Genomic DNA, 13,227 nt, shown 5'->3' with positions numbered 1-13,227 from the left:
TTCTTACCGGGCTGTGGGCTTCGTATCGTGGAGCAATGAGCCTACAACCAACAATAACCCCAGTCTCCCAACCCTCTCTTGCCGATCGCTGGATCAAAAAGGGAGTGACAGCCCTGGTGTGTCTTATCTTCAGCCTCGCAGGTGGTGCCCAGGCCGGGGAGGGAGCCTCTGAGCTGCCCGTACTGTCCGTCAGCGTATTGCAGTTCGGCACGGCCCACTGGGAGCTTGACCATATCCTGCATCGGGAACTGGATCGGGAGAATGGCTATCGGCTGGACCTGAAACCGGTGGCGAACCTGCCGGCCTCCAGGCTCGCGGTCACCAGCGGTTCGGTGAATGGCGCAGTGGCCGACCTGCTGTGGGCGCAGTCCAGGTTTCAGGCAGGAGCGCCCTACCTTTATGTGCCTTTTTCATCCCAGATCGGCGATATCGTTGTCGCCGAGACCTCCCTGATCCGCTCGGTGGCGGATCTGGCGGACAAGCGCATCGGCGTAGCCGGCGGGCCGGACAGCAAGGGCTGGATACTGCTCCAGAAAGTCGCAGAGCGGCAGGGTATCAATCTGGACGAATCCGCAGAGATCCAGTTCGCTGCTCCGCCGCTGCTCAGCCAGGCTCTCAAGCGGGGACAGGTAGACGTGATCGTCACCTACTGGCATTTCGCTGCCCGTCTCCGGGGTGAGGGCGGCTGGCGGTCGGCCTTCAGCATGGCCGATCTGCTCACTGAGCTGGACCTGGATCGCAACCTGCCGGTGCTGGGTTATGTCTTCCCTGCGAAATGGGCGACCGATCACGGATCGTTGATAGATGGTTTCGCGGCCTCCCTTCAAGAGGCCAAAGCCGAGCTGGCGGACAGTGAATCACCCTGGCAACGCTTGCGTCCCCTGATGGGTAATCCTGAAGATGGCGTCTTCACGGCATTGCGCGAGGGCTTCGTCGCCGGCACGCCTGCGCCACAAACAGAACAGCGTATTGCAGACCTGCAGCGATTGATGACCCTCACAGGTGCCGACCCGGACCGCCTGATGCCCGCCAATCTGTTTTACCGGAGCCAACCGTGAAAGGCCCTCCCGGCCGCCCGCCGCTCTGGAGCTACTGGATAGTTCTGCCCTCGTTTGTCGTGCTCTGGGCGCTGACGGCGTGGCTCCTTCAGTCGCCTCTGTTACCAACGCCAGTGAGCGTGCTCGATACCCTGGTTCGGGAATCAGCGTCCGGCGAACTCTGGCATCACCTGGGGGCGACCCTGGCCCGCGTGGTGGTCGCCTTTGTTCTGGCAATGGCGATTGGCATCGCCATCGGCATTGTGATGGGCCGGTCACAAACCACCAATGCCCTGTTCGATCCCCTGCTGGTGTTGTTACTCAACCTGCCGGCGCTGGTCACCATCATCCTTATGTACGTGTGGTTCGGCCTGGTGGAAGTGGCTGCCGTGATGGCGGTGGTGATCAACAAAGTGCCCAACGTGGCGGTGACGGTTCGCGAAGGCGCCCGCAGCCTCGACTACCGGCTTGAGGAAATGGCCACCGTTTACGAGTTCACCCGCTGGCAACGGTTGCGTGAAGTGTGGGTGCCGCAGCTGTTTCCCTACCTCATGGCCGCCACCCGGGGTGGTCTTGCCCTGATCTGGAAGATTGTCCTTGTGGTGGAACTGCTGGGTCGCTCCAGTGGCGTCGGCTTCCAGCTGCATATGGCATTTCAGGTATTCGACGTGGCCGCCATTCTGGCATACAGCCTGGCCTTTATAGCCGTGGTCCAGCTGATCGAGCTGGCCATCCTGCAGCCCCTCGAGCGTCGATCCAGCCGCTGGCGCCAGCCGGAGGCCGCTCATGCTTGAACTTAGAATCGCGGGCCGAGAATTCGGTCAGCCAGTCCTGGGAGAGATTTTCGCAACCATAGGACGAGGCGATCGAATCTGCCTGCTGGGCCCCTCGGGTATCGGCAAGACCACACTGTTGAACGCCATTGCCGGTCTCGATAAATCGGTGCCAGAGAGCGCCGTTATCGGCCGGGAGCAGCTCCGGGTGGGCTACCTGTTTCAGGAGCATCGCCTGCTGCCATGGCGGACTTTACACGCCAATCTCAGGCTGGTTGGTGCCAGCGATGACGAGGCCGGGACGTTGCTGGGCCAGGTTGGCCTGGCCGGATACGGCCATTATCTCCCGGACCAACTATCACTCGGTATGGCCCGAAGAGCCGCCCTGGCCCGCTGCCTGGCGGTGAAGCCCGACTTGCTCTTGCTGGACGAGCCGTTTGCCTCGCTGGACCCTGTGATGGCGGGAGAGCTCAAGGCGCTGATTGCCCGGATTCTTGATTCGCGTCCGAAGATGGCGATGATCTGCGTTACCCATGATGGCGAGGATGCAGAAGTACTGGCAAACCGTCTGTGGTACCTGGATGGAAAGCCCGCCCGATTGCAGTGGGATGATCCGATTTGTGAACCCGGATTGATCGATGGGCTGCTTGGCAGGCTTCGTGGTCTGGACTTGGCCGGCTCCTGAATCCGTGCGAGTCAGTTGTCGGGCAGGGCTTTCCAAAACACGCTCCTTGCGGCACATCCATGTGACGCTTGGGCTCCGCCATCCATGGCTCCGCACAGTTTTGGAAAGCCCTGCCCGACAACTGCCCCGAGCATTATGCTGGCTTCCCGCCCAGTATTTTTGTGCGTTGCGGGCGAAAGCCAGCTGTGGCAAATAACGCCAGGAAAACAGTCACACCTGCTGTAATCCCATAAGCCATCGGATTCCACTCCAGGTAAAGTGAAAACCGTATCGCCTCTACCGCGTGGGTGAACGGATTGAACTGGCAGATCCAGTACAGCCAGGGGCTGGCCTCGTTCATGCGCCAGAGCGGATAGAGCGCAGAGGACATGAAGAACATCGGGAAAATGACAAAGTTCATCACCCCGGCGAAGTTCTCCAGCTGCTTGATCCAGGTGGCGATCAGCAGGCCCAACGCGCCCAGCATCAGGCTGGTGAGAATCAACGCCGGCAGCACGGACAGGTAGCCCCAGAGTGGTGGCTCCACATCCACCAGCAGCGCCAGCAGCAGGAACACATACACCTGGCCGATGGACACCACACCCATTGCCAGCAGTTTGGTCACCAGCAGGAAAGGTCGGTGCAGGGGGCTCATCAGGAGAACCCGCATGCTGCCCAGCTCCCGGTCGTACACCATGGACAGGGCGCCCTGCATACTGTTGAACAGGATGATCATGCCGCATAGCCCGGGGGCAATGTAGGTCTCGTAGGTGATGTAGGTTTCATAGGGCGGGATGATGGAAATGCCAAGAACCGCCCGGAACCCGGCGGCGAACACCACCAGCCAGAGCAGTGGCCGGACCAGGGCACTGGCAAAGCGGGTGCGCTGCTGCCAGAACCGCAGCCATTCACGGGTCTGGATGCCAACAAAACAGTGCCAGTAGTGCGCTGCGTTCATATCAGCCGGCTCCGGTCAGGGCATGGAAGGTTTCAGCCAGGTCGCGGGTGCCTTCGGCGTCGCAGATGGCCTGGCCGTTGCCGTCGGCGAGCAACTGGCCCTGATGCAGGATTAGCACGCGGTCGTCGGCGCGGACTTCTTCAATCAGGTGGGTGGCCCAGAGCACGGTCAGGCCGTCTTCTTCGCACAGAGTCCGGACGTGCTCGTTGAGCGCTTTGCGGCTTGCAACGTCCAGCCCCACCGTGGGTTCGTCGAGCAACAGCAGCGAGGGTTCATGCAGCAGGGCCCGTGCTATTTCCACTCGCCGACGATGGCCGCCGTTGAGCTGGCGGACAGCGTCGTTGGCCCGGTCCTCAAGGCTAAAGCGTTCCAGTTCCCGATCACCCCGAACCCTGGCTTCCTTGCGGGACAGACCGTGCAACGCGGCGTGGTATTGCAGGTTCTGGCGCACGGTCAGATCAAGGTCCAGGGCGTTCTGCTGGAATACGACGCCGATCTGACGCATGGCCTCGGCCGGCTGTTTTTTCAGGGATTGCCCGGCCAGCAGGAGTTCGCCCTGCTGCAGGGCCAGCAGTCGGGTGAGCAAACCAAACAGGGTTGATTTGCCGGCGCCGTTGGGCCCAAGCAGCGCGTGAAAACGGCCAGAGGTCAGCGTAAAGCTGACCTCCCGGAGCACCGGCTTGTCGCCGTAACGAAAGCTGAGGTTGCTCGCTTCGATGGTCATGACGTCGGATCGATGACCACACCCCAGGGGTAGCGGCCTACCTTGATGGACTTGATGACCTTCAGGTCTTCCACATCGATCACGGATACATCGCCGGACACGCCGTTGGTGGTGTAGAGGTGCTTCTCGTCCTTGTCCAGATCCAGCTGCCACACCCGGGCGCCCACCAGCAGGTAATCCAGGACTTCATAGGTCTGGGCATCAACAACCGCTACATGATTGGAGGGGCCGAGCGCTACGAAGGCGTATTTGCCGTCTGAAGTCAGTTCAATACCCACCGGCTGGACCCGATCCTGATTAACGCCAGGCACCTTGAAGGACATCTCGTGAATCTGCTCCAGGTTGTCGACATCGATGATGTGCACGGTGCCGCCGATTTCCGCGGAGGCCCAGGCAATCTTGCTGTCCTTGCTGAACTCCACGTGGCGCGGACGCTGGCCCACTACGATGTTCTTCTCGATCTCGAAGGTCTCGGTGTTGATCCAGTGCAGCATGCTGGTGGTTTCGGAGGTGTTCACGGCCCACTTGCCATTCGGGCTCACCGCCATGCCCTCCGGCTCGATACCTACGTCAATCTGGGCGAGCACCTCTTTGCTGTCGACATCCACCACGGTCACGATGGCGTCGTCCTCGTTGGCGATGTACAGGTGCTTGTTATTCGGATGCAGCGCGAATTGTTCCGGATCTTCACCGGAAGGCAGGGTGTCGACAATCTTGCGGGTAGCCAGATCCAGCACCTGAACCGTGTCATCGTCGCTGGCGCAGATGTAGAGCTTGGTATAGTCCTTGGAGAGCAGAATGCCCCGGGGCCGCTGGCCGACATCGATGGTTTCAATCACTTCCTGGGTTTCGGTATCAATCACCGACAGTGTGTTGTCCTTCTCGTTGGACACATAGGCGACGCTGGCCAGTGCCGGTGTCGATAGGCCGATCATGGCGGCCAGTGCGGTCTGTTTGAACAGGGTTTTCATGGTGTGACTCCTTCTTGTTTTGAACGTTGGCCGCCATGGGCTCAGCCGTTAATTCGACAATCGCTTTCAGGTCTGTCGAAACCGAGGGTGTCCATCTGGCTGTTGGGGTGGAGAAAGCCTTCGAAGGGTGCGCGCGCCACCAGTCCCCGGGGATGAACCAGCGGAATTGGTTGTCTCAGCTGGCCATTCCAGTTGCGGAAGGTGAGCTTACGGCCCTTGAACGCAGCCAGTTGGAACTTGTCACTGAACAGGTAATTCCGGATCTCGGCGGGACTGGCGGAGTTCAGGTCGGTGATGGCGGTACCGATGGAGCGAACGGCTGTCCAGGCGGCGTAGTCCTCGCTGTTCATGTCCCTGCCTGCCAGCTCGCGAAAACGATTCTGGAGCTGCGCAGCCCCCCAGCTCTCCACCACCCGGTGCCAGGTAACGGGTGACATGCCCTGTGTACCCACCACCGGTCGCGGCAGCCAGGTATTGAAGGGCACGTACTCGCCAAAATCCCCGCGTACATCAGCAACCACCACAGCGTCGTAATCGCTGGCCTGGGTGAATAGCGGCAGCTCCTTCGAGGCGGTTCGGCGCAGGTCGGCGTCAAAGGTCCAGGGCTTGTCTTCGACGATCTCCAGCCCGAAGCGCTTCGCTGAACGGCGGAAGGCATCGGCCCAGCCTTTGTCAGCTTCGGTTGGCCCGGTAATCAGGAACACCTCATCCCAGCGTCGCTGGTTCAGCCACTGGCCGAGGGCATCGGTGAGCATAGAATAGCTGGGCATTGTGTGCAGCAGGTTCACGTGGCACTGGCCGGTGCGCAGGGCGTCGTCTTTGGCGCCGGCATTGAAGATCAGGGTGTTGTCGCCTGCTTTTTCCGTGAGGGTTTTCAGGGTCGAGGCCGGCGCGTTCACCACGAACAGGTCGAGACCGCTTTCGCGCATGGTCTCAAAGGCCGCGATAGCCGCTTCTTCGGTATCGGCAACGTCACTCTGGAGTGAGTAGGTCTGGCCCAGAAACTTACCGGTGGTGCTGTTGTCGTTCATGGCCAGTTCGGCACCGCGAAGGCCGGCATCGTCCGGCTCCGGGATCACGTTGGAAAGTACCGGTCCCTGGTCCGGAATCCACTGTAGATAGCCAATCTGCACGTCCAGGGATTCCGCGTGCAGCGGGCATGCTGCTGCCATGGTGATTAATGAAGTGGCCGCTGTCCGGGACAGAAAAGACATGGGGTTCTCCGGTTTGTTGTTGTGCTTCCAGCTTATGGAAGGGGGAGAGGCCCGGAAATATTCAGAAAGTAGGAATCAGGCAGTACCAAAGGATGAGATTTCTTCTCGCAGACCAAAAATCTACTACCAAGGAACTAAACCAAAAACCTTAAAGTGGCATTCGGATTGGGCATCGGGATTCCTAGACTGGTGATCAGCAAGTTGGCAACTGACAAATCCAATAGCCAACCACGGGGAATCCAATAACAGAGGTAAGACCAATGGCAATGTCCTTTTCACTCAAAGCAATCGTGGCTTCGGCCATGTTTGGCCTGGCCGGCTTCGCTATCGCGCATGGCAATGTCACCCCACAGGAAGTGGATACGGGCAATCTGCCGGAGCTGGGCGATGAGGTGCGCATCGAGAACCCCTTCCGCGAGGGCAATGAATTCGGCGAGTTCAACGCCCAGGCCGCGAAAATCGGCGAAAGTGCCTACGCTGGCAACTGCGCCGCGTGCCATGGCATTCGGGCGATGTCCGGCGGTCTCACGCCGGATCTTCGCGAACTGACCGAGTGGGATGACGAGTACTACATCGGACGCGTGATGAACGGTACCGATCGCGGAATGCCGTCCTGGAAAAAGAGCATGGACCAGAACGCCATGTGGGCAATCCGCACCTATGTGGAATCCCTGCCCAAGCCAGAGTGATGAGCGCGGCTACTGTCAAAACGAGCGCCTGAATTCGGGTCGGCCATGTGCCGGCCCTTCGTCGTTGGGAGAAAAGGTGGGAGAAAACAATGAAAAGTCTACTTGGAATACTTGCCCTGTTGCTGTTCGCCCAGGTGGTCCTGGCCCAGGAGGTTAACGACGGGAACGAACTGCTCAACCGGCCTGCGGAGCGCACCTACGACATCATCCTGGATTCCGGCTACCTGAAGGTCGGTGTCTATGAGAATTTCCCGCCTTATTCCTACGAGGTTGATGGTGAGCCAATGGGTATCGACATCGAACTCGGGCGGCGGATTGCCGAGGAAATGGGCGTTGAGTTCAAGGTGCACTGGATCATCCCCGACGAGAATCTCGGAGACGACTTGCGTAATAACGTCTGGAAAGGGCACTACCTGGCCAAACAGCGGCTTGCGGATGTGATGCTCCGGGTGCCCTACGACAAGACCTACGCCTACATGCAGGATTCCACCGGCGAATACATCAACGAACAGGTCGTTCTGTTCGGCCCGTATCAGCAGGAAACCTGGCAGATTGCCTACAACCCCGAGAAGCTCGATGCCGTCGAAACCGTGGCGGTTTTTCAATACAACCGTATTGGCGTCGAGATAGATACCTTGCCTGATTTTTATCTGACCTCCGCGTTCGGCGGCCGCATGCGGGAACAGGTTCGCCATTACACCAACGTGGCGGACGCGTTCGAGGCCATGCGCAAGGGTGAGGTAAGTGCCGTGATGGGTATGCGCTCGGAGATCGATCACGAACTGGCCAAATCCGAGAACGCCATGTTCGAAGCCGCTGGAAACGGGTTTCCGGGTATCGGCAAACAGGTATGGGATGTGGGTATGGCGATCAAACACACCCATCGCCAGCTGGGCTATGCCCTTGAAGCCATCATCGACAGGCTGGTGAAGACCGGCGAGATGAACGAGCTGATGGCCAGCCAGAAACTCCGATACAGCGTGCCGGGTTATTACCGGGAATTTCTGGATGAGCAGGCTATCGCCAGGGCCGAAGGGGATCTCTGAGGGGTTGCCCCGAACGCCGGGGCCGGAAGAGCCGGTGTAGTCGTACTACCAAGTGATGAGAAAACCTGTTCCGGCGAGCAATTGTTGGTTTTTTCCACAAAGCGAAGAATCGTATCAGAGGCGGGAAAAGTTCCCGGTTCGGCCTGAAACGAACTCAAGAGAACTGAAAACAAGAGACTTGGAGAGCGCAACCATGAGAACCAACAAGTTCGGGATTCGCATTGCGGCCAGCGCCCTGGCCATGGCAGTTTCCTACGGGGCCCATGCGGTAACCGACGAAGACATCATCAACGATCACAAGACCCCTGAAGACATTGTCAGCTATGGCATGGGTACCCAGGGACAGCGCTACAGCATTCTGGAAGATCTGAACACCAGCAACGTTCAGTATCTGCAGCCGGCCTGGGCTTTCTCCTTCGGCAGCGAAAAAATGCGTGGCCAGGAATCCCAGCCGCTGATCAAGGACGGCGTCATGTACGTGACCGCCTCCTACTCCCGCATCTATGCCATCGATGCCAGAACCGGCGAAGAGATCTGGCAGTACGATGCCCGTCTGCCCGATGGCATCATGCCCTGCTGTGACGTGGTTAACCGCGGTGCCGCCATCTACGGCGACAAGGTGATCTTCGGTACCCTGGACGCCAAACTGGTTGCCCTGAACAAGGACACCGGTAAGCCGATGTGGATCAAGAAGGTAGCCGATTACCAGGCCGGTTATGCAATCACCGCCGCGCCCATGGTCATCAAGGGCAAGGTCATTACCGGCGTTTCCGGTGGTGAATTCGGTATTGTCGGCAAGGTGGAAGCCTACGATGCCAATACCGGTGATCTGGTATGGACCCGTCCGACGGTAGAAGGCCATATGGGTTACGTTTACAAAGACGGCAAGAAGATCGAGAACGGCATTTCCGGTGGCAAGGCAGGCGTGACCTGGCCCGGCGAAATGTGGAAGAACGGCGGCGCGGCTACCTGGCTGGGCGGCACCTACGATCCGGACACCGATTCCCTGTTCTTTGGTACCGGTAACCCGGCGCCCTGGAACTCGCACCTGCGCCCCGGCGACAACCTGTTCTCCTCAAGCCGACTGGCGATTGATCCGGACGACGGCAGCATCAAGTGGCACTTCCAGACCACCCCGAACGATGGCTGGGACTATGATGGTGTTAACGAACTGATCTCCTTCAACTACGAAGAGAACGGTAAAACCGTGAAAGCAGCGGCCACCGCCGACCGTAACGGGTTCTTCTACGTACTGAACCGCGAGAACGGTGACTTTATTCGTGGCTTCCCGTTCGTGGACAAGATCACCTGGGCAGAGGGCCTGGATCCGAAGACCGGCCGTCCGATTTACACCGAGGGCGGACGCCCGGGCAATCCTGCCGATATGGAAGGTGGCAAGGGTGAAATGGTTCTGGCTCAGCCAGCCTTCCTCGGCGGCAAGAACTGGATGCCCATGGCCTTCAGCCAGCAGACCGGTCTGTTCTACGTGCCCTCGAACGAGTGGTCCATGGATATCTGGAACGAGCCTGTTTCCTACAAGAAGGGCGCTGCGTTCCTGGGTGCAGGGTTCACCATCAAGCCGGCCAACGATGACTACATCGGCGTACTTCGGGCCATGGATCCGAAAACCGGTGAGGAAGTCTGGCGTTACGAGAACACCGCACCGCTGTGGGGTGGCGTGATGACAACGGCCGGTGGTCTGGTGTTCACCGGTACGCCCGAGGGCCATCTGAAGGCGTTTGATGCCAAGACCGGCGAAGAGCTCTACCGCTTCAACACCGGTTCCGGTGTCGTGGGCACGCCCATCACCTGGACCATGGATGGCGAGCAGTACGTCTCTGTGGCGTCCGGCTGGGGTGGCGCGGTTCCGCTCTGGGGTGGCGAAGTGGCCAAGGTAGTGAAGGACTTCAACCAGGGCGGTATGGTCTGGACCTTCAAGCTGCCGAAGGATCGGGTTGCCAGCAACTGATCCAAGCGAAAGTGAAAAAAAAGGTCGCCCTGGGGCGACCTTTTTTATTGAGCTGTCCGTTAGATCAGGCGGCCTGATTACGGGCTGTCTCGCTGACCGACTGGTGAATGTCTTCGAACAGTTTTCGATCTGTCTGCCCGATCGGCAAGTCGTAGGTGATGGTGGCACCAAATGCCTGTGGGTCATGGGGATCGTTGCGCACCTTGTCGAACACCAGCAGTCGGGTGCCCAGGTAAAAACCTTCCTTCAGATCGTGGGTCACCATGAAGATGGTGGTGCCGGTTTCCTGCCAGAGTTTCAGCAGCAGGTCGTGCATGTCACCGCGAATCCCCGGGTCCAATGCGCCAAAGGGCTCGTCCAGCAACAGAACCCGCGGGCGCATGATCAGCGACTGGGCGATAGCTAGGCGCTGCTGCATGCCGCCCGACAGTTCGTGGGGCCATTTGTTGGCGGATGGGCTCAGGCCCACCGACTCCAGCATGTCGTCCACTTTTTCGAGAGCTACCTTGCGGGCGCCGCCGAACAGCTTGCCCAGCCAGGGTTTCTGTTCGAGTTCCAGGCCCATCAGCACGTTCTGGCGCACTGTCAGGTGCGGGAACACAGAGTAGCGCTGGAATACGATACCCCGGTTTCTGTCCGGCTCGCCGGGGAAGGCCTCGCCCTCCAGTAGCAGTTCGCCGCGGGTTTGGGTTTCCTGGCCCAGAAGCATTTTCAGGAAGGTGGACTTGCCGCAACCGGAGGCGCCCACGAGGGTGCAGAACTCGCCCTGTTTCACGCTCAGGTTCAGGTTCTCCAGGATCACCTGATCGCCGTATTCCTTCCAGAGATTGTTAACGGTAATAAAGCTCATCAGTGGCCTCCTGCGTTGTACCAGGGGAACAGCCTGCGGTTTGCCAGACGCAGGCACTGGTCGATAACAATGGCGAGAATGGTGATCCAGATGACATAGGGCAGGATCACGTCCATGGCCAGGTAGCGCCGCACCAGGAAGATCCGGTAGCCGAGGCCTTCGGTGGAGGCAATCGCCTCGGCAGCAATCAGGAACAGCCAGGCGGGGCCAAGGCTAAGGCGCACGGCGTCGATCAGGCGGGGCAGCACCTGGGGCAGGGCCATGCGGGTGATCACCTGCCAGGAATTGGCACCCAGGGTCTGGATCTTGATCAGTTGCTCGCCGGGAAGTTCGCGGACCCGCTGGGCCACATCCCGCATCATGATGGGCGCGGTTCCGATTACGATCAGCATGACTTTGGAAAGCTCGCCCAGCCCGAACACAATGAAGAGAATCGGTAGTATGGCCAGCGGCGGCACCATGGAAAGGGCAGAAACCAGAGGAGCAAGGTTGGCCCTGACCAGTGGCAGCACTCCATTGAGAATACCGACCACCAGCGCCAGCGAGGCGGCGATACCGACGCCCATTCCAAGGCGCGCCAGACTGGCGGTCGTGTCCTGCCACATCAGGTAGTCGCCGCTGCGACGGTCCTCCTGAAAAGCCATGCGATCCACGGCCGCGGTCATCTGCTCCAGGCCGGGAAGGAGTTTGTCGTTGGGGTTGTCTGCCAGGCGCTCCTGGGAGGCCAGGCTGTAGATGAGCATGATCAACAGAAAGGGCAGCAGGCCCAAGAGGGTAGCGGAAACACGCCCGGGGTGATGGTTGATCATTCGCATGAATCGTCTCCTCTGGTTACACAACACGGCAAGGTCATCGCGGGTAACAGCGTCCCTTGCGATTCAGTCTCCCGGGCTTTTGTCCCGCCGTGTAACCTCCCCAGAGGTCGGTAACTCTCGGACCAGCCATCCGGGAATCTTGACTGCCCGGACCGGAACCCTAGTCACCCATTTTGTCCGTCGCTCTGTCTGCGGTGTTGTGAACAGTGCTTTGAACGGATCGGGTTTTTGAAAACCGTCAGTCGGAAACAGTGCAGATGGCATGCCAGATCCGAAGAGCGGGCGAAAACGGGTCATCCCGGCAAAAGCATCGGCAAAAATATGCACCGGGTTGGTGCGGCATAGGTTCGGATGCTCGATCATGACGCCTTTCCCGAGAGCAAGGCCCGGGCGGCCGCAAGGATGCGATTGTGGCTTGCAGCCTCCCGGCCCGCACCACCGGCAACGTGGCCCCAGTCCGATTCCAGCGATTCCACGGTTGCGCCGGGCATCCGGCGGCCATCCTCACTGGCGTCCTCCTCGGTAAAGTAGAGATCGGTGGTGCAGAGCATCATTCGGGTAGGCATGGCAATGGCAGAGAGCGCCGCTTCGTAATCCATGCCAAATACGGGGTTGTCGCTGATATCACCGTTCTGCCAGGTGTTCAGTACGGTGAGCAGATCATTGGCGTCCTGGCCCAGATGATCCTGCTCCCAGAATCGAAGCAGCTCTTCAATGGAGCCAAAACCCTGTTCGCGCCAGAGCTCGTGACGGAAAAACGCCTGGGAATAAGCCCAGCCCGCATAAACCCGGCCGAAGGCCCGGAGTCCGCGTTCGGGTGGACTCCGGTAACGGCCATTCTCGAAGGCGTGGTCACAGGTCAGTGCCGCCTTTACGCCCTCAAGAAATACCCGGTTGTGGGGATAGCACCGTGCGGTGCAGCAGGTAGCCAGCACCGCGCGCACCTGCGTCGGAAACAAACAGCCCCACTGCAGTGCCTGCATCCCGCCCATGGACCAGCCCATTACCAGCGCGATCCGGGCGTCTCCGAAGATGTCCTCCACCAACCGCTTTTGTAGCATCACGTTGTCATTCAGGGACACGGCAGGAAAGCCCGGGCCGCGCTGCGCTCCGGCGGTGTTCGAGGGTGAGGATGATTCGCCTGCGCCTAACAAAGCGGGAATAACGATGCAGTAACGGTCTGGATCGAGGGGGCTGTTGCCTCCAACCCACGGGTGATTACCCGCGGCTGCACCACCGTAGTACGTGGGCAGCATAATCAGGTTGTCTTTTGGTGCGTTCAGCTCGCCGATGCGGTGGTACCGCAATCTCGCGGAGTGCAACGTTTCGCCGGAAGTCAGAGGCAGGTCACCTGCTTCGTAATCTTCTACAAGCCATTGCTTCGACGCCATTTTCCCCTCTCTTTCAGGCTGACTGTTTGCCTGAAGTCTCTCGCCTTCGCTCTTATATATACACGCTGGCATGTAAGTTGAATGGCAAAAACAAAGAAAGAAACGTGCCAGAACCCAAACTGATTG

The 13,227-nt window shown here is 59.5% G+C and carries 13 protein-coding genes and 1 riboswitch; of the genes, 6 read left to right on the top strand and 7 right to left on the bottom strand.

The features are described 5' to 3' along the window. The first annotated feature begins 104 nt into the window (after window positions 1–104). The 3 genes from ACP86_RS06460 to ACP86_RS06450 are packed head-to-tail and all read left to right on the top strand — an operon-like array spanning window position 105 to window position 2,495. Window positions 105–1,058 (top strand): ABC transporter substrate-binding protein, encoded by a 954-nt coding sequence (locus ACP86_RS06460; RefSeq protein ID WP_082220546.1) that lies wholly within the window; start codon window positions 105–107, stop codon window positions 1,056–1,058. Next, window positions 1,055–1,831, top strand: coding sequence for an ABC transporter permease (locus tag ACP86_RS06455; RefSeq protein WP_053113115.1), 777 nt, complete (start codon window positions 1,055–1,057; stop codon window positions 1,829–1,831). The genes ACP86_RS06460 and ACP86_RS06455 overlap by 4 nt, the downstream gene beginning before the upstream one ends. Further along, on the top strand, window positions 1,824–2,495 hold the full coding sequence (locus tag ACP86_RS06450; protein ID WP_053113114.1) for an ABC transporter ATP-binding protein: 672 nt from the start codon (window positions 1,824–1,826) through the stop codon (window positions 2,493–2,495). Before ACP86_RS06455 ends, ACP86_RS06450 begins: the two co-directional genes overlap by 8 nt. A gap of 133 nt (window positions 2,496–2,628) precedes the next feature. On the opposite strand, the gene ACP86_RS06445 is transcribed toward ACP86_RS06450, so the two are convergent. The 4 genes from ACP86_RS06445 to ACP86_RS06430 are packed head-to-tail and all read right to left on the bottom strand — an operon-like array spanning window position 2,629 to window position 6,341. Then, on the bottom strand, window positions 2,629–3,432 hold the full coding sequence (locus ACP86_RS06445) for an ABC transporter permease (RefSeq protein WP_053113113.1): 804 nt from the start codon (window positions 3,430–3,432) through the stop codon (window positions 2,629–2,631). 1 nt (window position 3,433) lies between these two features. Then, window positions 3,434–4,156, bottom strand: a complete 723-nt coding sequence (locus ACP86_RS06440; RefSeq protein ID WP_053113112.1) for an ABC transporter ATP-binding protein — start codon at window positions 4,154–4,156, stop codon at window positions 3,434–3,436. Further along, entirely contained in the window at window positions 4,153–5,127 is a 975-nt protein-coding gene (locus tag ACP86_RS06435; RefSeq protein ID WP_053113111.1) for a YVTN family beta-propeller repeat protein, read from the bottom strand. Before ACP86_RS06435 ends, ACP86_RS06440 begins: the two co-directional genes overlap by 4 nt. A gap of 41 nt (window positions 5,128–5,168) precedes the next feature. After that, window positions 5,169–6,341 carry an ABC transporter substrate-binding protein gene (locus ACP86_RS06430; protein WP_176443031.1) on the bottom strand — a complete coding sequence of 391 codons (1,173 nt, stop codon included), beginning with the start codon at window positions 6,339–6,341 and terminating at the stop codon, window positions 5,169–5,171. Between the two features lie 260 nt (window positions 6,342–6,601). Here ACP86_RS06430 and pedF point away from each other — a divergent pair, with 260 nt between their 5' ends. From pedF to ACP86_RS06415, 3 genes are all read left to right on the top strand, one after another. Continuing rightward, window positions 6,602–7,030, top strand: coding sequence for a cytochrome c-550 PedF (gene pedF / locus ACP86_RS06425; RefSeq protein ID WP_053113110.1), 429 nt, complete (start codon window positions 6,602–6,604; stop codon window positions 7,028–7,030). 89 nt (window positions 7,031–7,119) lie between these two features. Beyond that, window positions 7,120–8,076, top strand: a complete 957-nt coding sequence (locus ACP86_RS06420) for a substrate-binding periplasmic protein (RefSeq protein ID WP_053113109.1) — start codon at window positions 7,120–7,122, stop codon at window positions 8,074–8,076. Window positions 8,077–8,269: 193 nt separating this feature from the next. After that, complete coding sequence (locus ACP86_RS06415; protein ID WP_053113108.1) at window positions 8,270–10,045, top strand: PQQ-dependent methanol/ethanol family dehydrogenase; 1,776 nt, start codon at window positions 8,270–8,272, stop codon at window positions 10,043–10,045. Window positions 10,046–10,109: 64 nt separating this feature from the next. Here ACP86_RS06415 and ACP86_RS06410 read toward each other — a convergent pair whose 3' ends face one another. The 3 genes from ACP86_RS06410 to ACP86_RS06395 all read right to left on the bottom strand — a co-directional run bounded on the left by ACP86_RS06410 (window position 10,110) and on the right by ACP86_RS06395 (window position 13,101). Further along, entirely contained in the window at window positions 10,110–10,895 is a 786-nt protein-coding gene (locus ACP86_RS06410; RefSeq protein WP_053113107.1) for an ABC transporter ATP-binding protein, read from the bottom strand. Next, window positions 10,895–11,710 carry an ABC transporter permease gene (locus tag ACP86_RS06405; RefSeq protein WP_008171002.1) on the bottom strand — a complete coding sequence of 272 codons (816 nt, stop codon included), beginning with the start codon at window positions 11,708–11,710 and terminating at the stop codon, window positions 10,895–10,897. The genes ACP86_RS06410 and ACP86_RS06405 overlap by 1 nt, the downstream gene beginning before the upstream one ends. Before the next feature lie 66 nt (window positions 11,711–11,776). After that, window positions 11,777–11,885, bottom strand: a riboswitch (guanidine-I (ykkC/yxkD leader). A 184-nt stretch (window positions 11,886–12,069) separates the two neighbouring features. Continuing rightward, complete coding sequence (locus ACP86_RS06395; protein WP_053113106.1) at window positions 12,070–13,101, bottom strand: alpha/beta fold hydrolase; 1,032 nt, start codon at window positions 13,099–13,101, stop codon at window positions 12,070–12,072. Window positions 13,102–13,227: the final 126 nt, after the last annotated feature.

The organism is Marinobacter sp. CP1 (assembly GCF_001266795.1).
GTDB classification, from domain to species: domain Bacteria; phylum Pseudomonadota; class Gammaproteobacteria; order Pseudomonadales; family Oleiphilaceae; genus Marinobacter; species Marinobacter flavimaris.
This window is presented reverse-complemented; position numbering and strand designations above follow the sequence as displayed.